Raw genomic sequence first — 20380 nt, 5'->3', positions numbered from 1 at the left:
ATTCGTTTTCTGTTGGTTCTCCTACACATAATCTTGCTTTAGCTGTTGCTTTACATTCTTGGAGAATTGCTGTACAAAGTCTGCTTGATGAAGTTCTGAAATGATTTCCTGCCTTATTCGTTGGGAATACCATCGCTTCATGCCTCCCGTTTGGTGAACGAAGTCTAACGTAAAGGTAAAATTCATCTTGGTCAATCATTATGTCCAAAACATCTCCGCGTGAGAGCTGGAGATGTTTTGCGACGCGAGCACTAATATCTATCCTTCCTGATGCGTAAAAGGTGATATCAGCTTTTCGGGTGTTTCCTAATATACTTTGCATTTGGCTTGTCGAATTTATAATAAGTTTTTCCTTGTGGAGTTTTCTGAATTGATACGGACAATTTTACTCGACAGTTATCGGATAGTCCATATTCATAAAGGATGCGGCCGACTGACGGACAGAGCGTTTCAAATCCTATACATTTATACTTGTCGTTGTATTGAATATCGCACATTTGGGTTGCTTGTTCAATAACTGGATTGATTATGAATCCGAATGTATCGTCTCCAGAAATACGGAAAACGAATACACGCGCTGCATCACTCTTCCTGGCATTATTCTTGATATGCAAGAACAAGCGTTTGGAAAGCGTTATCGAGTTGTCGGCAGGGTCGGCAATCACATAATACAGAAGTGATTGCCACCATAATTTTAACTTACTGATAATCATAGTACGAAAGTATGATGAATGATTAGCTTTTGTAGTTTAACTTTTTACTGACGCATTGAGATGTACTCGACGAGAACGAAAGGTAACTGTTTCGACAAAAGTAAACGATAAGGTTGTTTCGATTTCCAATCGATGCCGGTTAGCGGCTTCTTTTGTTGCAAAAATGTAAGAACAGATTTCTTGTTTGGTTGTACCTTTGGTAGCTACAATATTGGCATAATATTTGCGTCCGAAGAGGAACGCAATGATTTCTTTTAATACTGTTGAATTCATAATCTATTGGTTTTAATCTGTGAATAAGTTCTTTTGTTTCGGTTGTTTGGGAGGAGGGATGATGCTATTAACACGTTCAATCTCCCGGTCAATCTCGGCTTCGAGTGCTTTGCAAACTCGTAAATTAGCTTGAGTACGACATTTAAAATATTCTTTTTGCGCTTTGCGCATCAGGACAACTTTGGTAAAGAGTGTGTTTTTGCATCCATTATTTATCTATATTTATATTGTTCTTTAAACATTGAATCCGCTTGTTGAAATTGTTTTGTGAAGCGGTTTTCTTTATATTCTCTTTTGAAAGTCGCGTATGGAACCTTCTTTGTTCTACACCCTACTGTTAGAGTAAGGACAATACACATTAGTAGCATTTTTTTCATTACTTCTTGTTTTGATATTGGTTAAAACAGATTCTTACATAACGATAGAATCGTATGTAGCCGAACGAATAAGAGGGGCATTCTGTATTATCGGATATGTCAATTTGTACATTATAACCTTTCCTCCGCAAAAAACGGGCGGCTATCTCATCAACAGTGTATAGCTTTTCGTGAATGTCCCAGCAACTGGCTTTCCATACAGTTTTAGGACTACCTTTTTTTAGGGCTTTCTTAAAAGCTCTAATGGTTCGTATGATTTCTTTTTTATTCATATTTTGTTTTAATCAATTCGTAATCATCTGGATGGAAATCAAAACAAACTCCTAATTCTACTTGAATGCCTACACGATATTCCCCTTTATCTACATCTTTCCTATCTTGAAAGATAAGAGTACCTCCGTCATGGTATTGTTGATGGCATTGTACGCTATCTTTAATTCTCACTTTTGTACCTTTGGGATACTTATATATCTCACCTTGCTTTAATATCTTATTCATTACTAATTTGTTATGAGAGTTAATACTTCTTCCCATGCATCTTTTCACAGAGTTCGTTATACTTCATTTTCTGCTCGATGTGCCAAAGCAGGTCTATATCTAAGTGCTTGGCAAGCCCGAAGATTGATAGTATCATATCATTCACGGCTGTAGGAAAATCAAATATTCCGTCATATCTAACAGGAAGTGTAGAGATGGAATAGATTGATTCGGTGAAAGTTTCGTCTTTACAGGCTTCTGCCATATCTTCAATACAGTCATCAATATCTCCGTTGGCAAGTTCAAGGCTTATCCCTCGAAGTCCTGCAAGGTCAAGTAAGCGGATAACAGCATCAGCTAACTCTTCCTCTATTGCTCCTTTGATTGTTTCATTGTATGCAACTTCGTAACCACGCTCTTTGGGAATGTCAGGGTCTAACCCTTGACAAATACGACTGGTTGAGATTTTCTTCTCGAACCAATCAACATTAGCACGCTTTCCCCTTCTATCAGCTTCCACAGCTTCCATTAGTTCGGATATTACAAGGCAAAGACAGTGCTCGTTACTCAATTCTTGATCGTGGAAGCCGTGTTCACAAGCGGTTTTATATGCCCTATCACGGAGGGCGTTTAAATCTATTTTACTCATATCTACTCAGTTATTAGTAAACTTTCTGCCATCCAATCTTAAATATGTTAGCTTTAAGGCGGGTTTCAACATCCACCTTGTTTAATATATAGCCTTTAGAATCTACATACTCTCCATCTATGATATATAGATATTGAGTACCCATTGCTGGAAGATATTTATGGGTTAATTTAGCACCACTTTGCATGGCTTTTATTGCTTCTTCTATATTCATTCTATTCTGTTTTACGTTAATTGGTAACTTCATAAAGCACATCCACATGGTTTTACCATGCCTTCCGGTAGTATGGCCGAAGAGTGGTTGCCGATTGATGGCCTTCAATACTTCCCTAACTGTTATCTGATCCTCATTCCATTTGAAAATCAGAACTCCGTAGTCTTCCAGAACACGAAAGCATTCATCTACGCCCTTCTTTATCAATCTTGGCCAATCTTCAGGAAGTTTACCATACTTCTTGGCTAACCAACTATTTTTACCAACCTTTAGCAAATGGGGAGGATCAAACACTACCAGTTTAAAGGATTCATCCAAGAATGGCATATCGGTAAAATCAGATACGATGTCCGGATGAACTTTCAGACTTCGACCGTCGCAAAGAGTATGCTCTTCATCTCTGATGTCAGCAAACAAGGTCAAAGGATTTTCCTTGTCGAACCAAAACATCCGGCTACCGCAACAGGCATCTAATATGATTTTCGTTTCACTCATTACTAATTTGTTTTGAAGGTTATTTAGAATAATGTTGGCTCTTTGTGCAAGTTCCAGTGCCCAATGTACCAATCGGGCAATCATCGCAATAAAAGGTTATACTTCTATAATCTGCGTCACTTCCACATGGATGTTCACTAAGCTCCATAACTTTATCATTCAGAAGCTGTACTTCTTCTTTGAGTTTATCTACCTCACTAATAGGGGTTAAAGCTCTATATTCTTGTTCTGTTAATATGTATTGCATAATTTATTCCTTTCTATTCTGTTTTACTCTAATTGATTCTAATATACTTACCTGCAATATTGCAAGTTCTTAATATCTCCGCATTATCCTCACCAAAAGCAATGAGATTACTACCACAACCGGGCGAATCCCCACGGGTCCCATCCGGTCGAAAGAAACGAATCCGGTTACGTAGAAACTTCATTGCCGTGGCTTTCTCAAAAATGATATCTTGAAACATATTTGAGTCACAACGATTAAAGAGTAATGCAATTCCGTTGCCATGCTCTGCCAAACGCTTAACAAACTGTTCAATAAGCGGACGGGAATAAGGAGGATTTAGCCAAACCCGGCCTATCCATTTTTTAGTTAATCCATCCTGATTCTTGTTGTACATGATTTCTGCTGTTTGCCAAAGTGGGTTAACCGGAGCACATGGATCTAAATCGAACTTTCCTAATGCGTCTATAATTTCCTTCGGTGTGTACCATTCATCAGTGGTATTAGCCGATTTTTCAAAGGTTGTATTCATTTCTATTCTGATTTGAATTAAACTTCTTATTCGCAAAGTCCATGATAAAGGCTCATGCAACTATATCCACCTTCTGGCTCAAACATATCATCCATACCGACATCGTTACGGTTCACATACTCGAAAACTTCCTGTACTGTTGGGTAAGTTCTATTCTTGCAGAAGCGATTGGGGATGTAACCGGGTGAGAAGAAAGACGAACCTTTTGGAGTTTCTTCTTTCATCCTTTGCTCTGCATCTATCAAGCGGTTACGCCCGAACTCTTCTTGTGAAATGAGTTTGACTTCCTGCTTTCGGCACATAATACAAGGATAGCAACCAACACGGGAAAATCCACGAGAATACAAAGGATTTGGCTTTTGTCCGGCAGATAAGATATGATTTATTACTTCTTGTGCCGACCACTGAAAAATCGGACGGGAAACGCTTGCATCATAGTGTTCACACCATTTAAGTACATCTTTTCTACGATAATCCTGCTTCCATACTTCAACAATCTTTCCTTTGCGATTCTTTTTAATGCGTTCGTAATACTCCCCAAAGTAATTGCATTCATAGGGAAGTTTAGCACGCTCTTCACTTTCCTTTGCCCGGATGCCTTGTATAATCACGCAAGGTTCAGTAAGTGAGAGAATGTAATCAATCATCGGTTTAATTTTCAATTCTGAAGTACAAAACCTTCTTTGGGAAGACGGGAACCGGGAGCGCTTGATAGACATATCTACAAAATCAGTATATTTCTTGCTTCTCAAAACTACTAATTTAACATCAAGCTGTTTGCACACGTCACTAATATGTTGATAGGTTTCGGGATGCTCCCAACCAGTATCACAGAAAACAGCTTCTATTTTATCGGCTCCGTATTTATTGGTAGCCTGGATTAAACAGGCTTGCGAATCCTTACCACCGGAAAAACTTACTATTATTTTCATTGCATATAGACTTTTTTATTTTCATCTTCAAAATATACTGTTTCATACTTATTGCGATTAAAAGCAATAGGGAGGTTCTCTATCGGACAATATCCGAGAAACTCATACACTATTCCATTTTTGCGAATAGAGAATAGGTCACCTATTTTTAAATTCTTGATTTCGCTCATTTTTATATTTGTTATGGTTTAACTTCTTTGTATATTACATCAGGGTGATTCTCACAATATTTTATAATCTTTTCGTTTCCTTCCTGCCAACAAATAGGCACAGAGGCTAAACTTCTTACATTTTTTGCTAAATCGCAATCGTTGCAATTTTCTTTCCCCTTAACTTTGATTCGTTCATATTTCTTGCCATCTATAATTATTTTACTCATTTCTGATTAGTTTTACTCTAATTGTTCTATTTCTTCAATTGCTTTGAAAATTTCAAGAATCACCTGCGGAACTATGGCGTTTCCGTATCCTTTGACTGATTCCTGTCTCCACTTTGTGAAAGGAATGGTAAGGTTGTCCACATCAAAGGGAAGCCCATCATTTCCTCGACAAACAGGGGATTGAGTAGGGAAGTTTTCCCAGTTTGAGCGGCTATGTAATGATTCAGTTCGGATTTTCTGCTTGTACCGTCCTTTCTCTCCTTGCAGCATCCGTTGTGATGGGAACTCGCAGTAGGTGTTGGGATCAATCCGTAATCCGGACGCTTCGAACTGTGATATCCTGCCTGAATGAAATCCTGGTAAGTCACCATTGAATTTGTAGGAGTCGGCAACATTCCGTTTACTGCCATTGCTGTTAATGCGGTACCCATTTGGCTTTTTGGATTGTATTTTTTGCTGTATTTGTCCGCTTCCCGAGCATTGGGAGTCGGAAGCAGTCCGAACGTAGCTCCTGAAGATAGGTTGTTGAGTTTCGTACCCGTCCTGTCTTTCGTTCTCGCGGCAGCTTTCATAGGGTGTTCCACCACTTCCACGACACGCGGTGTCGGTAATAAGTCGTGCAACAAACCACACCCTGTCTCTTCTGTGGGGCGCTCCGACGGCACAAGCCGGAATAAGCAACGGTTGGACGGAATATCCTTCTCGCTCAAGGTCTTTACAGATGGTTTCGACAACATACTCTTGTCGTAGCAATATTCTTTTTCGGTTATCTTCTCCGAAAAGAGAGGTTTGGCTTCCCACTTCAGTCTCCTTGCCGGGCTGAACCATTGTGAGGATTCCAGCAACGTTTTCACCAATAACCCAAGCGGGTCGGATTTCTCGTATAGCACGGAGCATGTGCGGCCAGAGATAACGGTTATCATCCGCTCCCTTTCTCTGGCCTGCGAGGGAGAAAGGCTGACAAGGAAATCCGCCTGTGAGGACGTCGATTCTTCCTTTCCATTGACTAAAGTCTGTTTTTGTAATATCTTCATAATGTTCTGAATCAGAAAACCAATATTTTAGTATCTCGTTGCAAAAAGGGTTTATCTCACAGTGAAAGGCATTTTCCCATCCCATCCATGAAGCTGCAATACTGGGGGCGTCAAAACCGCTGAATAAACTGCCATGAACTAATTTCATTTTAGATTTTGTTTATTAATACTCATTTGACATTCTCTCAACTTTTTGAGCAGGAATCTGCCGGGCTGGTTGATGCCGCCTTTTTTAATTTCGGCAATCAGCTTTTTACATTCTTCGAACAGTGTCGGGTCTTGGATATATAGGCGAACTGAATCAGCATCGGATTTTGTCAGGTTCATTAGCAGAAAAACATACACAAAGTAGTTTTCATGAGACATCACCCTTATTTGTCCTTCACGCTCCATTCTCTGTAGATTTTGGATGATTATATAGAAGTCACACATTGAGGGATTGTCTAGCCATTGTTTGATGACCCCTGTGCCGATAGATGATTCTTTACCGTTTTCGGCAAGGCGCATAGCTTCCCATACGTCATTTTCTGTTATACCCGGTTTACCACGCAATTCTGCCTTAATATCAAAATATTTTTCAGAAGAAGGAGACGAAGTTATTCTTCCTCCTCTGTCCGACGAAACGACCCCGCTAGGGGGAGTTTGAGGAGGAGTTTTCTTTTCTTTTATTTCCTTTTCTTTTATTTGTGTACTTTTTGCGGAGTTTTTGGGCTTTTCTTCGGAAGAAATGCGTTTATCTTCGGAAGAAATAAGGTTAAACTCTGAAAATTCACACTTTCTTCTGCAATCATCACATATTCGTTTATAGCGTTCTTGTATTCCGATTGAAGTGAGAACTTTTTCCTTATCAAAGAGTTCTTTAGAAAACAACCCTAGTGCCAGGCAACATCTGACGACCTCCTGTATATACGCTTCTTCAAAACCGGTTTGTTCCGATAATATGAAGGGCAACTCTTCGTCCCACAACATGTAATACCCATTTTTATAGATAAGACAAAGCAGGAGAGCATATACAGTGACAGCCTTGCCACGCTGGTACTTGATCAGTTTCCTTATTTTTATGTCCTGAAAAAAGTCAACATCAAAAGGGAAATAGTCGAGCCCTTTTTTTACATTTCGTCCCATAATTCTGCATTTTTTAGAAACTCATCCACCTCACGAATGAAATCATCTAGCGAATGGCATACAACATATTTGTATTCTCTGTTTTCACAGATCATCTTTTGCCATTGTTTTTGCGATGGGGATTGATAGCCACCTTTCTTTTTCATTTCAATGAGTAGCGCACCGTAATCACGATTGCTTTTCAATAGGATCAGGTCGGATACACCGGCTATTACACCCTCGGCTTTAAGTTTTGATGCTGTTACAGCATCACGTCTACCACCATTTGGTACGGCGAATAGTCGACCTTTCAACTTCGGATACCTCAAATTGAAGTATTTTACACAAGCGCATTGTATGCGGTGTTCCTCATCGTTATGTTTTTGCTTCTTTTTTTGTTTTCTTTCCTTTGAGAGCATCTCTTCCAATGTCATGGCTGTTTTCATTTTTAGGTGTAACAATGGTGTCCTTTCCTGTTTTGTCGACTACGACTTTCTTTCCTCCAACTGTTATTGTTGTCTTACAACCTTCAGGAAGTGATTGGATGAAATTGCGTACAATAGGGGAGTTGGCATTTTCGCTGATGGTATCTGTAATGGATTCTTCGGCAGAATACGGGTAAACATCCATGATAGCGGTTTCGGAAACAGATGCAATTTGATAATCTGCCATTGTTCCCTTCATGCCTTCGTCCAGTTTCTTCACTGCGTCACGTAAGTCGGCAGCCTGTACCAATACTTGTGTCGAAGTCTTTTTTTCCGCACCGCTTTTATCATCCAGTGTGATAAAAAATAGTTTGCATTTGAACCAGCGGTCGGCACTCGCTTCGTCGCTAGGGAAGAGTTCACTATAGTTGGCACGTTTAATGTCTGATATAGTAAATTCTCCAGAGATAAATGGGGTCATTTCTTCGATGATCCGTGCTTCGGCCTCTGTAAAGCTAAGTGCATCGACAAGATAAGGTTCTGTAACTTTCTTGTTCATTCCATTTTCCATTACTCTTTCGTAACGGATTTTACATTCAAACCATGTGTGCATCATAAATTCATTCGAGCTTTAAGTTGTTTACTAATGATGAGCTTGGCAGAGCGTTGAGCTGGAATAACAACTGTTGTTCCCTTGCTAATATTCCGTGCTTTCTTTCTTTTGGAGGTGTGTGCCTTAATTGTGGCAAAACCACGGATATAAACACTCTCACCTTTACAAAGAGAATTTTCAATAGCATCAAAAACGCAATCTACGGCTTGAATAGCTTGTGAACGACTAATAGTCGTATTGTTGATGACGTGTTCAACGATTTCAATTTTCTTCATTGTTGTATTTTTATTAAAATGGTAAATCACTTCCGTTAGGTCTACAATCCTCAATTTTGTACTGAGTATCTTCAATTGATTTTATTGTACATAAAACGTATGCTTTCTTCTTAAGAAGAGTAGCAAGTCTTTTCGCTTCATTTTCGGCGCTTTCCAAATTCTCATGTTTGTAGGTAGGAGTGGCGCATCCTTCTACAAATACCATATAAAATTCATCCATAGCTCTATTTAGTTATTTATAAATAGCCCGCATTTCCCGTTAATTTGGTTTTCCTCTGCTACTGTTTCGACCTTGTAACTCGTACTGCCAACGCAAGCAAGACTAACGAGGATAGATGGTATCTTAATGTTTGTCGATGTTGGCCATCTGTTCCATTCCAAACTTACTGATTACTACAAGGTGTTTACGGGCTATTTTATTTTACTTCTATTCTAATTGTTTTAAATAATATTTGCACTTGAATCCTTTTCGTGGTGAAAAGTCGGCAAAATCACAAGATTTAAATATTTGATGTTTGTTAGCCCACTGTGCAATATCCTTTTCGTATAATGTTGGTTTGCGATCATTATTAAAGTCTCGGTATGGTTGTACAAAAGGTGAGATTCCCAACTCCTTAAGTCGGTTTAACCGATACATATCTTGTTCAATTGTTGAGTTAAAGCCGACTAGAACATAGCAAGACAAATTACGAGGTTTGATATATTTAGTCACTTCTTTTAGCTTTTCAGTAAGGTCAATATCCGGTAAATCCCAAGCAATGTGGATTCTTCTTTTCAATTTCAACTTACTCAAGTAAAATGCTTGCTCCTCATTCATGATCCTGACATCAACACCATGGAAATTAACCATTTGTCCAGCTTTTATAAGATAGTCAATAGCTTCTTTCCATCTCGGGTTTGCAAAGAAGTTGTTGTCTAATACTTCTATCCATTCTCCCTTGGGATTCAGGTCTACAGGGTGGACGGACCGGATGTAGCCCTCTTTTTCCCGAACCAGACAAAATGGGCATTTCCGGATACAGCCTCTTGAAAAGAACTGAATAGAAAAATGATATTGTGGATAAATGGAATAATCCATGAGTGTGCTACAAGATATTTCAAATGGAAGCTTCTTATGAATATCATAACCGGTTCCTCCTTTTTCGATAATATCAGCTTGTAATGTCATATAATTAAAGTCTGGAGTGAAAGTAAACACTTTGCTCGCTAGAACTTTATCATATCTGTTGAAAGGAGTAGCCCATTCTACTTGATCGCCTTTTGCCTTATGATATGCAGAGGCACGCATAAGAGCGAAGTTTGGAAAGTTATGACCGTCAACGTCTATTAATCCAATGTTCATTACCTATTGTTTTAAATTATTATTCACCCAGCATCGTATTATACATCGCACGCTTCAAATCCGGGCGCCAGACAAGACAAGACTCTTGTGGATCGCAGAAGGTGTCAATCAGACATTCGGCGGCGGTAACAACGCGCTGCCAGTTGCTGCATCCGCATAATCTCATTCTGCGTTTAATAAACTCGTATAAGACAAGACGGTTGTCCACTTCATCCTCATCACAGTATTCTTCCTCGGCTATTTCTTTACGGATGGCAAGAAGTTCCAGTTTATCCTCGTTGTCATCATCCCACTCTGTCCAGCTTTCCTCATTACTCCACCTATTGTTGAAGAGTTCCTCCATCGGAGAAAGCAGATTGTATACTTTCTCAAAGTCATTCTTGGATGCTTTTGCTATTGTTATTTGATGTGTTGCCATATTATTTTTATTCTTGATTTGAATCGGTAGATAGAAGTAAGACGATAGCTGCAATGGCAAAAGTCATTCCTAAGATGGCATACGTATATGACTTAGATGATTTGGATTCTAAGGCAAAATGAAAGTTCAAAGCAAAAAGGATGACATTTAAAACCACAAATATTATATCGAAATAGATTCTCATATTACTTTATTTACTGGTTACTACTAATTTTTTATTCAGTTTTTTTATTAGTTGTCTTATTACCCATGCGCGACATACATTACGTTGTCCGGGATGATTGTCATACATTATTGCAGCATCATTAAGATATTTGATAATTTTCTGCATATCTGTTTTGCATACTTCCATTATCCCGATGCTGTTAAGAATGATTTGACCAATTCATTGAAATACATTTCATCGGTCGGAATATCGTCATCAGAGTTCATAATCTCGGATGCGATGGATTTCTTACGGTGAATAAGAGAGTATATCGTATGGTCGATTGTACCACGACCAAGCAGATAATAACAGGTTACATTGTCCTTTTGCCCTATACGGTGTGCACGGTCTTCACATTGACAGCAATCTGCATATGTCCATGCAAGTTCAATGAAGGCTACATTTGAGGAAGCTGTGAGTGTGAGACCAACGCCGGCTGCTTTAATGGAACAGATGATGAGCTGCACATTTGGGTTGTTTTGGAAAGCATCCACAGAAGCCTGTTTGTTTATTGCGCTATCACGCCCTGTAACTGTGACGGCTTTCGGAAATACCTTTTGCAGTTCATCTACAATCTCATGAAGCGAGCAGAACACAATCAGTTTTTTGCCACTGTCAAGGAATGTCTTGATAAAGTCAACAGCTTGTGCAATTTTCCCTTTGGTAGCTAAGGAACGAAGTGTCATGAACTTCACAAGTGCTTCCATACGCATCTTGCGGCGTATTTCCCAATCTGTACATTCTGTATATTCTTGTAGGTATGTAGCGAGATCGGAAGCTGCAAGATTGTATTCGGCACTGTTGGATATATCGACATACAGGTCTACTCGTGTTTTGTCAGGTAGCTGGGGAAGTACCTTTGCTTTTTCACGGCGTATCATGCAAGTATCATAGAGTTGCCGAGATAGTTCGGAAAGTGGTACAGCCGGTTCCGCATCCTTGTCTTTCGGGTCAGTGCAATAGTCAGCTATGAATTTTCCGCGACCGCCAAAGTCGTTTAATCTGTTCATGATAGAAAGTTGCGCTATCAAATCCTCCGGACGGTTGACAACGGGGGTACCTGACAGGAGTATTATCCATTCCTTGCCAACAGACAAACCTTTGGTAAAGATTGTTTGCTGTGCAGACGGGTCTTTCACACGATGGCTTTCGTCGATGATGATTGATTTGAACATCTGTATTTGAGGACAGAATACAACATCTTTGAGACGGAACTGCTTACTTTCCGCTTTGATGTCCCAAACAAAATATTTGCGCAAACTTTCGTAATTTACCACTGCTACCTGATGCACTCCCATAGATAACAAGTAATTCCATGTTGTACGTACAGCATTGTCAAGAACGACCGCAGATTTATCCGTGAATTTCTCGAACTCGCGTTGCCAGTTGATTTTGAGCGAGGACGGGCAGATAACAAGACAAGGATATGCATTGGCTGTATCAACAATGCCGATACTTTGCAATGTCTTTCCTAATCCCGGTTCGTCACCGATAATAAGACGGCGGTGTTCCAGTCCATAAACTATACCTTCACGTTGATAGTCGTATGGTTCAACGCGCAGATGATGTTTGAGTCCGTTCATTGTTGTATTTCCAACCATTAAGTTCATAAACACGTTTCTTTGCTTTCTCACGATCGTAGAAGATTGGCTCACTAAGTACCGGAGAGGCTGACTGAAAGCTATCTGTTACCTCTGTATAGCGGTATATGCGGAATCCTCGTCCGTGTGGAGTGTAATGATATTGTCCTACCTGTGGTTTCATTTGAATTCTTCTATTTCTGTGATTAAATCATCTTTGTCAATGCCTTTGATATACTTATTGAGAACAAGGTCAATGCATTGGTTATAGAATTTCTCAAATTCGTGTTGTTCCATGGCGGCAAACGATATACTGAGATACTCTATTTCATGTTCACCATATTCATTGAGAGTATTAGTGAAGTAGCCAAGGTCACGTTTGAATCGGCGAAGCATATCCTGTTCATTATGTATGTGCCACTTCTCGACTAATGGCAGGGGCAAATTGTCGAAAGTAAGGCGTACCAAAGCGAAAAACTTTTTGTGGTGCTCATAATTGCGTGGATTGCTTACCTTACACTTGACTACATTACCAATCTTCAAGTGTTTCTTTAGTTCGAGGTCTGTATTATATAGAGGAACTAATCCATATTGAGTTACTTTGCAATATATGTCCATTGTTAATTGTCTTGTGGAGTTAAACACCAGTATTGGAAAGCCAATTCTTCATATTTCTCGCGTCCACGGTTGTAGACCTTATCATCCCGATTGATGAACTTCTTGAATACTTTGCAGTTCTTTTTGCTGATAGCATAAATGAAATCACGGTTGGAACCTGCAATGTCCATATACCAAGCACGACTCCTGTCCCAATCGAAGAAGTCAATCGCTTCTTCAAACTGTTGCTGTGTTGAGGCAAATGTGGTTTTAAGATCACCGCCAAAAAGGCCGAGCCACCAATCCCACTTACATCGTGTATCAAGCGAAAAGGGGAAGCCACAATAAGTAAATTGTTGTTGTGTGTTTACCATGAAACGCTGTGTTTCGGCATAACCAAGCACTTTAAAAAGGAACTCATCGTGGCGTGCTTCCATGCGAAGTGCTTTCTGCATTTCTTGTGCATGTCGGAACTCATCTTCGGTATATTGTTCATCATCTACTGTTAGGCGGTAGTAGTCTACCCGTGCAGGTTCGGTAATAATTGCATCTACCAGCGAGCCGAAACGAAATGCAGCTTCCTTATCACCGAATTGCATCCGAGGATGGAGAATGTTTTTTAGTTCGGTGAGGTCAGAGTTACTAACCTCACTACGATTGTAATATGTATCAGGATTGTGACTCATGGTTACTTTGCTTTCACATCGTCAATATATTGTACACTCTCATTTTCAATATAGACACTATCCTTGTTAGCCAGTTTTTCACAGAACGTAATTTGTTTTTTGAATAACTTACTCAACTCTTCAACCGAAAGTGTGCACCCTTCTTTACTCCACCACATTGAGAGTATTGGCATGATACCTTCAGGATTAAGTAACTCTATCTTTTGAGTGACTTTTACTTTGGGTTGATAATTCTGCATAGAAGCCTGTTCAGAAAATAATCCGTTCATTTCAGCTTGCTGGCGTGCCATTTCCGCCTTTTGCTTTTCTTCCTCTTCTTTGCGTTTGCGTTCTGCCTCTCGCTCTTCGGCTTCCTTGCGTTGGCGTTCTTCCATTTCAGCTTTGACACGTGCAGCTTCGGCCGCATCAGCTTGTGCCATGCGTTCGAGGTTTGTTTTCTTTGAGGGCAGACGGTCAAGAATGAAATCCTTGTTGTCTTGGATTTCTGCAGTGTATTGTTCGGTAAATTGCTTACCAAGGCGTTCCTTTGTGTCAGTTTCAAATTGTCGAAGCTCGTCTACCGAAATATTGGCAGGTATACGGATGAGAGTATGAAGATTATGTAACCAGTCAGCAGGAAGAGAAACCGAAAAGTTCTTTACCTCACTGTACACTGTGTTATAGTTCTCGAGCGTAACACTGTTATCCTTTGTAGTGAGCCAATTGATGGATTGATTGAGATATGTTTGAAATTGTGCCTTAAAATCCCCTTCAATGTCTTGTCTCAATTTTACACGGGCTTGTTCCGCTTGTTGACGTTTGTACTCTTCCTGACGGCGTTTTTCTTCTTCGGCACGTTTCTTTGCTGCATATTGGTTACGGTATTGTTGGAGTTTATAGGGGATAGTATCAACTTTGGTGGGGTCAATAGCATTCTCTATTACCGTAAACTCTCGACGGATGTCATCAAAAAGTTTTGTGACAGGCGAACGTTTCTCGTTCATCTTCTTGACTGTTTTACGTGCTTTTTCGATGAAAAGAGCTGCCTCTTTATCAAGTTCGTCAGTCATTCCACCATTAGTTGTAATGGTATTGAGTATGGATTGCCCGGCACTGATACATCTTTCACATGACAGCTTGTTGTCACTATATGATTGTGGAGCAGCAGACACTATGGTCTGTATATTTTCCTGCTTGATGATTACTAATTCTGAAGACATATGTACAATGTATTAAGGTTAGAAAGTATCATCGTTATCTCCTTGACTTGCTGGGTCAATAGTTACCCCTGCCGACATATCAGGTTGAGGTGCAAAATGCTGTTCTTCCTGCTTTTCCTGTGGTTCGGGTTGCGTGGTGTCAATTCCACTGTAAGGATCGAAACCTCCTTGCGGGTTATCAATTATGTCAGATTCCATGACTGAACCTTTGCCGATATTGATTTTAGGATAAGTCTTGAAAGCGTGTTTGATACACTTTGCTATAAGGAACCCCGTATCTATCTGACCGTCCTTGTCGTAGAGTTCATTGGGTCTTGTTACCCACTTGTTTTCTTTGCGGTCGAAATAGGTGTTCTGCTTGTCGGAATATCCTTTCAGGCGCATCCAATCTTGTTCCGTCATGACGGAGTAGTCGATAGAGCCATCTGCACGGGTGATTTTCATGAAGCAGGCGATAATCTTATTCGACTTACGGGGAAATGCGGACATGTAGTTTACTACTTTTTGTCCGTTCTGTTCGCCATATTGGAAACTGTCGCCTTCGTAGACGATGATAGGATTGTCGGAGTGGCGTATCTGTCCGGCATTTTTGCGGAGTACCAGTTCTCCGTAGCCGGAAATGGTAAGATTGCAAACTTTTTCCCATACATCGCTACCCTTGTCGTTCGTTCCTATCTTTACAGAACGAGGGATGAGGTAACAGAGGGCCTGTGCTCCCGTGGCAAGGGTTAGCCCCTTTACCGCAAGGTCAATGAATGCGTAGAAGATAGAAGTCCCGGAACATTCACGGAGGTTTGATTTGTCTCGAAGCTGTTGGTTGAAATAGATAGCCTCTCGCTCGTAGACCTGTTCACCTCCCTCTTTCCAAATGGAATTGTACACGCTGATGAACTGGCTACGTACACGTTCGTTACGTATTACTTCGGTTGCTTTCATTTCTTGCAACTCTTTAGCCAATGAAATAGCATTGCTCATAATTAAAAATTTAAAAGGTTTATAATACAGTTTGCTTTTGTGATCCGAAGCAGATTTGAACTACTACTTTCTATTGATGTGCTTCCTACACTATCGGATCTGGTTGTCATTTGAAATAGTCTTGTTGTTTTTGTTGAAGGACGCGTAACTCTACTGTGCGATATTCAACTTTGCCCGGGCGCTTACAGGGATTTATCTTACCCTGCTTGCGCCATCTATCCACATTGCCGCGACCGAACATTGCGTATGCTTGTCGCTGGCTAACCATTTCGGGATCGTTGCGTGTGTCAGCAAGCATTCGAACCACTGATGTAGCAACATCGTGGATGAATGTGTCATAAGTGACAGATTTATCTGTGAAATCAAGTGTGAACATAGAGTGTTACTTTCTTTGATTATTGTGACAATGCATCGTAATATTGTTTATTGGCCATATATTCATCGGCTATTTGGCGGTCGGTGCATCCATTACCGAGTTTCAGATATATAGCCTCGTATGCCTCTTGTGGCATAGCATAAACTATTTGTTCTGTACGATCAGTGGTACCTGCTATACCGAGCAAGCAGAAGAACATAATGAAGCCTGCTACAAAAACGACGATTTGTTTAGTGACTCTGTTGAAATTCATAATTTAATTTTTTACGTACACATTGTATTTATCTAGTGATTTCTTTCACGATTGAAAAGCAACGCATTGGTTGCATTTATGTCGATGAAGTTTGTCCAACCGGCTTTATGTAGTGCAATTGCCGCTTCTCTGATTGTTATTGAACCATTCTCAACTTTATCTCTTAGTGATTCTAGTATACTTCTCATTACTTCTTTGTTATTTATGGATTATTTTAATCGGGTTACTGTTATGGTGCGTTTTTCGCGATCAGTCTCTGTTTGATACTTGCGGTCAAGAATTAACCCGAGGTCAGATGCCTGGGCACGCACACTCTTGGTTTTCGCTATGGGGAAAGTAATCTCTCCGCCTACTTTCAAATCCGTTAAAGCTGGACGTACTTTTACTTGATTTTCTGCCATTTTCTTTGAGGTTTATGGTTTATTGTTTAACTTTATAGTGCAAAGATAATCAATCTACTTGATTGTAGGAGTAAATATACTGATTTAACAAGTAAATTAACTTTTATTAAAATATGGAAACCATAAACGACAGGCTGCAATGGATTGTCAATGAAAAATTTGATGGCAATAAAGCTGCTTTTGCAAAAGCCATTGGAATCGTGCCAACAAGTATATCTAATTATTTAGGAAAGCAAAGAGCGTCTAAACCTTCCGTTGATATGATTGCTAAAATCGTCAATATACTTAATGTGGACGCCCGTTGGCTTCTCACAGGGGAAGAGACTGCAAAAGTTGAGCAGGTTTTAACTCATGGCGATTTTTCACCAGCTTCACTTCATGGTGATGCGGTGAATGGTAATATGGATATTATTGTTTTGCAAGAAAAGGTGAAACATTTAGAGGAACTGCTTGCGGAGAAAGAAAGGCTGATTAAGGTTTTAATGGAGAGGAAATGAAAAAGGAAGTCTTAATATTGCTTCTTGCTTTCTGTTCTATGTGTTTGGTCTGTAAAGGACAAAATACAAAATCAATTGAGGAAACAAAAAAGAAAATAGAAAATCAATATGTTACTTTTTGTTCTCAATTAAATAAACAGTTGCCAATGAGAGTAGATGAGGTTACTACACTCAAATCTGTCGCTTTTGTCAATTGGACTATGATGTGTTATTATTCAGTTGAGATAAATATGGCAGATTACCAAGATATAGAGTTGAAGGAGTTTATGAAGGGTATTAGAGATAAGCAGAAGAAACAGATACCTACTATGATTTCGAATGGGAGTTATCAGTTTACCCAAAGTGAATTATATGAATATCTAAAGGGTACAGGGTTAAAGTTTCGTTTCATTTATCATGATTTAAACGATGGACAAATAGGAGTCAATCAATTTGATTATAAGGATTTTGCAAGAAGTGATAAACGATATAAATGAAAAAAGGTTAGTGGAGTTTTATATGTATATACTTCACGGCGATATGAATAAAACCAATGCTGGAGATAGGAAAATGTGAAATAATTGAATGAAAAAACGCTGTTAACAAATAGTTGTACAATATTATAGAACTCGTTGAAAAGCAACGATAATTAGCTGCGGCGCAAGCAGCAATAGAAGGATAGTCAAATACGCTGGTTAGGTACTTAACTATCTGATAAATAGACTGTAAATACTTGTGAAAGTATTTGCAGTCTATTTTATTTTATGCCTGTTGGGTACTGATGTCCGTTTACCACCCAATATTTATTTGGTATTTATTATAAAAAACTAACTAAATGTTTGTTTAATCATAAAAACAGCTTTACATTTGCACCCCAGAAATCGACCGAATTGGGGTCTAACGTTTAATTTAAAAAAACAAAGAAAATGAAAAAGGGTTTATTATTGGTAGTTGTAATGTTAGCAACTATCGCTGTAAAAGCACAAGACATTTACGTAGGCGGATCTTTGAACGTTTGGCGTAACAGCACAGGCAACACTACTTCTTTTAAAGTTGCTCCGGAAGTTGGATACAACTTTAATGAAACATGGGCATTGGGTGCTGAATTGGATTATTCACATAATTATAATGGTGGACTAACAAAAAATTCAGTAATTGTTGCTCCATACATTCGTTGGTCTTACTGTGAAACCGGTGCGGTTCGCCTGTTCCTGGACGGAACTGCTGCTCTCGGCTTCGTGAAGGTTAAAGACGGAGACACTACTAAAGCCGGACAAGTGGGACTTAGACCGGGGATTGCTGTTAAATTGAATGATCACTTCTCTTTCATTGCCAAGTATGGTTTCCTGGGATATCGTAGAAATATAAATACGCTTGGAGATTCTTTTGGTCTTGAACTTACTAGTGAAGATCTTTCAATTGGTTTCCATTACGCATTCTAATAAGAAGAAAACAAATCAACAAATTAGGAAAGGGAGTTCTCAAAAATAGGGAATTCCCTTTTTTTATGTATAATCTCTATAAATTGCGCACTTGTTAACGAAAAAGTTGTTTAATACAAATTACAATTATACATTTGTATTGTTAAACAATGAGGTCAATAAAAACCTTTAGTATTAATTTAAAACTTTAAAATTATGAAGAAGAGTGTTTTGTTTGTTTTATTTGCACTGATTTCAGTGGCAGGTTTCTCTCAAATTACAGGTTGGAATGCCAAAGTAGGTATGAACTTTAGTAATTACACCGGTGATCTTGATCTGAATGCAAAGGTTGGATTCAAACTTGGTGGAGGTTTTGAATATGCTTTTACTGATACATGGTCACTGCAACCTTCATTATTCTTAACTAGTAAAGGTGCAAAGAAAGATGGCAATAGCATTAATGCAATGTATTTGGAATTGCCAGTAATGGCTGCTGCACGTTTCAATGTAGCAGATAATACTAATCTGGTGGTGAATGCAGGTCCTTATTTTGCTTGTGGTATTGCCGGTAAAACAAAGTTTGACTTAGGTAATGACACAGAACGTAAAGTCGACACTTTTGGTGATGATGCTTTGAAGCGTTTTGATGCAGGTCTTGGTGTAGGAGTTGCATTGGAATTTGGTAGAATCATTGCAGGCTTGGATGGTCAATTTGGTCTGGTTGATGTGGAAAAAGTTGGTAATCCTAAAAACATGAACTTCTCTATTATCGTGGGATATAAGTTCTGATAAGAAAACACCGAAATACAGAAAGCCGTTGCGGAAGACAATTCGCGGCGGCTTTTTTATTTAAAAAGCTGATATTAAAAAACCATACCCTGTATTTGGGAAAATGCATTTATAACTATAAAATCCACCTGCAAAGGTACAAAAAGTACCGTTCATACATGACTGATGAACGGTACTTTTTGTGTTTTTCAGCGTAATAAGTCGATTACAGTTTCATTCCTCTGCTTTTCCTTTGCGGTTGTATAGGTCGGCGTATGTTCTGCCTTAACTTCTCGAACTGTTCCTTGAACCATTCGGCAATGGGCTTTCGGTCGATGGCAAGAACCAATTTAGCCCCGTCCGTGGGGTCTTTCACGACTTGAAACCCAGCCTTTTCGGTCGTGAATTTCCGTCCGTGTTCCTCCGAGTAGAGTTCCCCTGCATACTCCAACGGCTTTCCCTTGACGAGCGTTGCGGTCTGCCTTTCATCGAACCCGACAAGGCGGCAGAGGTTTTCGATACGGAGCATTTCACGGAAATAGGGAAACCATGCCGCAGCCTTTGCGATTACCGTTTTCAAGAAAGATATTTCCTCTTTGTGCTTCGTTTCCTTGTCCGCTATCTCCCTGCGGTGCTTCCGTTCTACTTCCGCCATCTGTCGGCTGTGGTCTGCCTGCATGGTCTGTATTCTATCTTGCAGGGCTTCGATGGTTTCCTCGTGGTCGGCTACCTCCCTATGCAGGGCGGTGTTCTCTTTTTCCAATGTCTTGACCTTGTTGCTGCCGAAAAGAGAACCGACACTCTCGGCGATGTTGGTGGCTGCGGTGGTTGCCGCCCCTTTCAGCTTCTCGGTCTGTATTTCTTTTTTCGCCCGTCTTAGTTCTTCCCGTGCCGTTTCTTTCTGCTGTTGCAAATCCACCACTTCCGCTTTGAGGTCGTCGGAGAGTTTCTGTATATCCCGATAA

34 protein-coding genes and 2 pseudogenes are annotated in these 20380 nt (G+C 39.7%); 4 read left to right on the top strand and 32 right to left on the bottom strand.

Annotated elements, in window-relative coordinates; all coding sequences use genetic code 11:
- Positions 1-21 precede the first annotated feature (21 nt).
- From DWZ47_RS30935 to DWZ47_RS10215, 31 genes and pseudogenes are all read right to left on the bottom strand, one after another.
- Positions 22-186: a hypothetical protein gene (locus tag DWZ47_RS30935; RefSeq protein WP_195442786.1), complete on the bottom strand. Its 165-nt coding sequence runs from the start codon at positions 184-186 to the stop codon at positions 22-24.
- Between the two features lie 101 nt (positions 187-287).
- Positions 288-713 (bottom strand): hypothetical protein, encoded by a 426-nt coding sequence (locus DWZ47_RS10345; protein WP_073345859.1) that lies wholly within the window; start codon positions 711-713, stop codon positions 288-290.
- A 36-nt stretch (positions 714-749) separates the two neighbouring features.
- Positions 750-986: a hypothetical protein gene (locus DWZ47_RS10340; protein ID WP_004318022.1), complete on the bottom strand. Its 237-nt coding sequence runs from the start codon at positions 984-986 to the stop codon at positions 750-752.
- 12 nt (positions 987-998) lie between these two features.
- The gene (locus DWZ47_RS30630; RefSeq protein ID WP_199488150.1) at positions 999-1157 is read right to left on the bottom strand and encodes a hypothetical protein; all 159 of its coding nucleotides are present in this window, start codon (positions 1155-1157) and stop codon (positions 999-1001) included.
- A gap of 205 nt (positions 1158-1362) precedes the next feature.
- On the bottom strand, positions 1363-1635 hold the full coding sequence (locus DWZ47_RS10335) for a hypothetical protein (protein ID WP_117513042.1): 273 nt from the start codon (positions 1633-1635) through the stop codon (positions 1363-1365).
- Positions 1628-1861, bottom strand: coding sequence for a hypothetical protein (locus DWZ47_RS10330; RefSeq protein ID WP_147330781.1), 234 nt, complete (start codon positions 1859-1861; stop codon positions 1628-1630). The genes DWZ47_RS10335 and DWZ47_RS10330 overlap by 8 nt, the downstream gene beginning before the upstream one ends.
- Positions 1862-1880: 19 nt before the next feature.
- Positions 1881-2489, bottom strand: a complete 609-nt coding sequence (locus DWZ47_RS10325; RefSeq protein ID WP_117513038.1) for a hypothetical protein — start codon at positions 2487-2489, stop codon at positions 1881-1883.
- Positions 2490-2718: 229 nt separating this feature from the next.
- A pseudogene (locus DWZ47_RS10320) lies at positions 2719-3198 on the bottom strand (methyltransferase); the annotation flags it as partial.
- Positions 3199-3217: 19 nt separating this feature from the next.
- Positions 3218-3445 carry a hypothetical protein gene (locus DWZ47_RS10315; protein WP_117513036.1) on the bottom strand — a complete coding sequence of 76 codons (228 nt, stop codon included), beginning with the start codon at positions 3443-3445 and terminating at the stop codon, positions 3218-3220.
- 28 nt (positions 3446-3473) lie between these two features.
- Positions 3474-3956: a DNA N-6-adenine-methyltransferase gene (locus DWZ47_RS10310; protein WP_117513034.1), complete on the bottom strand. Its 483-nt coding sequence runs from the start codon at positions 3954-3956 to the stop codon at positions 3474-3476.
- A gap of 26 nt (positions 3957-3982) precedes the next feature.
- Positions 3983-4888, bottom strand: coding sequence for a phosphoadenosine phosphosulfate reductase family protein (locus DWZ47_RS10305; protein WP_117513031.1), 906 nt, complete (start codon positions 4886-4888; stop codon positions 3983-3985).
- On the bottom strand, positions 4885-5058 hold the full coding sequence (locus tag DWZ47_RS30620) for a hypothetical protein (protein WP_008761300.1): 174 nt from the start codon (positions 5056-5058) through the stop codon (positions 4885-4887). Before DWZ47_RS30620 ends, DWZ47_RS10305 begins: the two co-directional genes overlap by 4 nt.
- Before the next feature lie 11 nt (positions 5059-5069).
- Entirely contained in the window at positions 5070-5267 is a 198-nt protein-coding gene (locus tag DWZ47_RS10300; RefSeq protein ID WP_008761301.1) for a hypothetical protein, read from the bottom strand.
- Between the two features lie 12 nt (positions 5268-5279).
- Positions 5280-6449 carry a DNA cytosine methyltransferase gene (locus tag DWZ47_RS10295; protein WP_117513029.1) on the bottom strand — a complete coding sequence of 390 codons (1170 nt, stop codon included), beginning with the start codon at positions 6447-6449 and terminating at the stop codon, positions 5280-5282.
- The gene (locus tag DWZ47_RS10290; RefSeq protein WP_117513027.1) at positions 6446-7426 is read right to left on the bottom strand and encodes a DUF4373 domain-containing protein; all 981 of its coding nucleotides are present in this window, start codon (positions 7424-7426) and stop codon (positions 6446-6448) included. Before DWZ47_RS10290 ends, DWZ47_RS10295 begins: the two co-directional genes overlap by 4 nt.
- On the bottom strand, positions 7411-7839 hold the full coding sequence (locus tag DWZ47_RS10285; protein ID WP_004318048.1) for a VRR-NUC domain-containing protein: 429 nt from the start codon (positions 7837-7839) through the stop codon (positions 7411-7413). The genes DWZ47_RS10290 and DWZ47_RS10285 overlap by 16 nt, the downstream gene beginning before the upstream one ends.
- Positions 7781-8446 (bottom strand): DUF4494 domain-containing protein, encoded by a 666-nt coding sequence (locus DWZ47_RS10280; RefSeq protein ID WP_073345838.1) that lies wholly within the window; start codon positions 8444-8446, stop codon positions 7781-7783. Before DWZ47_RS10280 ends, DWZ47_RS10285 begins: the two co-directional genes overlap by 59 nt.
- Positions 8443-8718 carry an HU family DNA-binding protein gene (locus tag DWZ47_RS10275; protein WP_073345836.1) on the bottom strand — a complete coding sequence of 92 codons (276 nt, stop codon included), beginning with the start codon at positions 8716-8718 and terminating at the stop codon, positions 8443-8445. Before DWZ47_RS10275 ends, DWZ47_RS10280 begins: the two co-directional genes overlap by 4 nt.
- Before the next feature lie 13 nt (positions 8719-8731).
- Complete coding sequence (locus tag DWZ47_RS10270) at positions 8732-8938, bottom strand: hypothetical protein (RefSeq protein ID WP_004318054.1); 207 nt, start codon at positions 8936-8938, stop codon at positions 8732-8734.
- Between the two features lie 207 nt (positions 8939-9145).
- On the bottom strand, positions 9146-10060 hold the full coding sequence (locus DWZ47_RS10265; protein ID WP_008761307.1) for a hypothetical protein: 915 nt from the start codon (positions 10058-10060) through the stop codon (positions 9146-9148).
- A 19-nt stretch (positions 10061-10079) separates the two neighbouring features.
- A complete protein-coding gene (locus tag DWZ47_RS10260; protein WP_117513025.1) occupies positions 10080-10478 on the bottom strand; it encodes a hypothetical protein in 399 nt (132 codons plus the stop codon).
- 351 nt (positions 10479-10829) lie between these two features.
- Positions 10830-12266: a DEAD/DEAH box helicase gene (locus DWZ47_RS10255; RefSeq protein ID WP_073345834.1), complete on the bottom strand. Its 1437-nt coding sequence runs from the start codon at positions 12264-12266 to the stop codon at positions 10830-10832.
- Complete coding sequence (locus DWZ47_RS10250) at positions 12235-12447, bottom strand: hypothetical protein (protein ID WP_008761310.1); 213 nt, start codon at positions 12445-12447, stop codon at positions 12235-12237. Before DWZ47_RS10250 ends, DWZ47_RS10255 begins: the two co-directional genes overlap by 32 nt.
- Positions 12444-12881 carry a DUF1367 family protein gene (locus tag DWZ47_RS10245; RefSeq protein WP_032850348.1) on the bottom strand — a complete coding sequence of 146 codons (438 nt, stop codon included), beginning with the start codon at positions 12879-12881 and terminating at the stop codon, positions 12444-12446. The genes DWZ47_RS10250 and DWZ47_RS10245 overlap by 4 nt, the downstream gene beginning before the upstream one ends.
- 2 nt (positions 12882-12883) lie before the next feature.
- Positions 12884-13546 (bottom strand): hypothetical protein, encoded by a 663-nt coding sequence (locus tag DWZ47_RS10240; RefSeq protein ID WP_117513023.1) that lies wholly within the window; start codon positions 13544-13546, stop codon positions 12884-12886.
- 2 nt (positions 13547-13548) lie between these two features.
- On the bottom strand, positions 13549-14745 hold the full coding sequence (locus DWZ47_RS10235) for a hypothetical protein (protein ID WP_117513021.1): 1197 nt from the start codon (positions 14743-14745) through the stop codon (positions 13549-13551).
- An 18-nt stretch (positions 14746-14763) separates the two neighbouring features.
- Positions 14764-15720 (bottom strand): recombinase RecT, encoded by a 957-nt coding sequence (locus DWZ47_RS10230; protein ID WP_117513019.1) that lies wholly within the window; start codon positions 15718-15720, stop codon positions 14764-14766.
- A 106-nt stretch (positions 15721-15826) separates the two neighbouring features.
- Positions 15827-16096, bottom strand: coding sequence for a hypothetical protein (locus tag DWZ47_RS10225; protein ID WP_008761315.1), 270 nt, complete (start codon positions 16094-16096; stop codon positions 15827-15829).
- Positions 16097-16115: 19 nt separating this feature from the next.
- Positions 16116-16349, bottom strand: coding sequence for a hypothetical protein (locus tag DWZ47_RS10220; RefSeq protein WP_004318077.1), 234 nt, complete (start codon positions 16347-16349; stop codon positions 16116-16118).
- A gap of 32 nt (positions 16350-16381) precedes the next feature.
- Complete coding sequence (locus tag DWZ47_RS30615; RefSeq protein WP_008761316.1) at positions 16382-16537, bottom strand: hypothetical protein; 156 nt, start codon at positions 16535-16537, stop codon at positions 16382-16384.
- Positions 16538-16558: 21 nt separating this feature from the next.
- Positions 16559-16750, bottom strand: coding sequence for a hypothetical protein (locus tag DWZ47_RS10215; protein ID WP_004318078.1), 192 nt, complete (start codon positions 16748-16750; stop codon positions 16559-16561).
- Between the two features lie 113 nt (positions 16751-16863).
- Here DWZ47_RS10215 and DWZ47_RS10210 point away from each other — a divergent pair, with 113 nt between their 5' ends.
- From DWZ47_RS10210 to DWZ47_RS10195, 4 genes are all read left to right on the top strand, one after another.
- Complete coding sequence (locus DWZ47_RS10210) at positions 16864-17247, top strand: helix-turn-helix domain-containing protein (RefSeq protein WP_117513017.1); 384 nt, start codon at positions 16864-16866, stop codon at positions 17245-17247.
- Positions 17244-17723 (top strand): hypothetical protein, encoded by a 480-nt coding sequence (locus DWZ47_RS10205; protein ID WP_117513014.1) that lies wholly within the window; start codon positions 17244-17246, stop codon positions 17721-17723. Before DWZ47_RS10210 ends, DWZ47_RS10205 begins: the two co-directional genes overlap by 4 nt.
- Positions 17724-18152: 429 nt before the next feature.
- Positions 18153-18668, top strand: a complete 516-nt coding sequence (locus tag DWZ47_RS10200; RefSeq protein WP_004295700.1) for an outer membrane beta-barrel protein — start codon at positions 18153-18155, stop codon at positions 18666-18668.
- Positions 18669-18863: 195 nt separating this feature from the next.
- Positions 18864-19436, top strand: a complete 573-nt coding sequence (locus DWZ47_RS10195) for a porin family protein (protein WP_004295701.1) — start codon at positions 18864-18866, stop codon at positions 19434-19436.
- A gap of 205 nt (positions 19437-19641) precedes the next feature.
- Here the strand turns inward: DWZ47_RS10195 and DWZ47_RS30930 are convergent.
- Positions 19642-20380 (bottom strand): annotated as a pseudogene (locus DWZ47_RS30930) (mobilization protein); the annotation flags it as partial.

Source organism: Bacteroides sp. AF32-8BH, assembly GCF_003435205.1.
GTDB lineage: Bacteria > Bacteroidota > Bacteroidia > Bacteroidales > Bacteroidaceae > Bacteroides > Bacteroides ovatus.
This window is presented reverse-complemented; position numbering and strand designations above follow the sequence as displayed.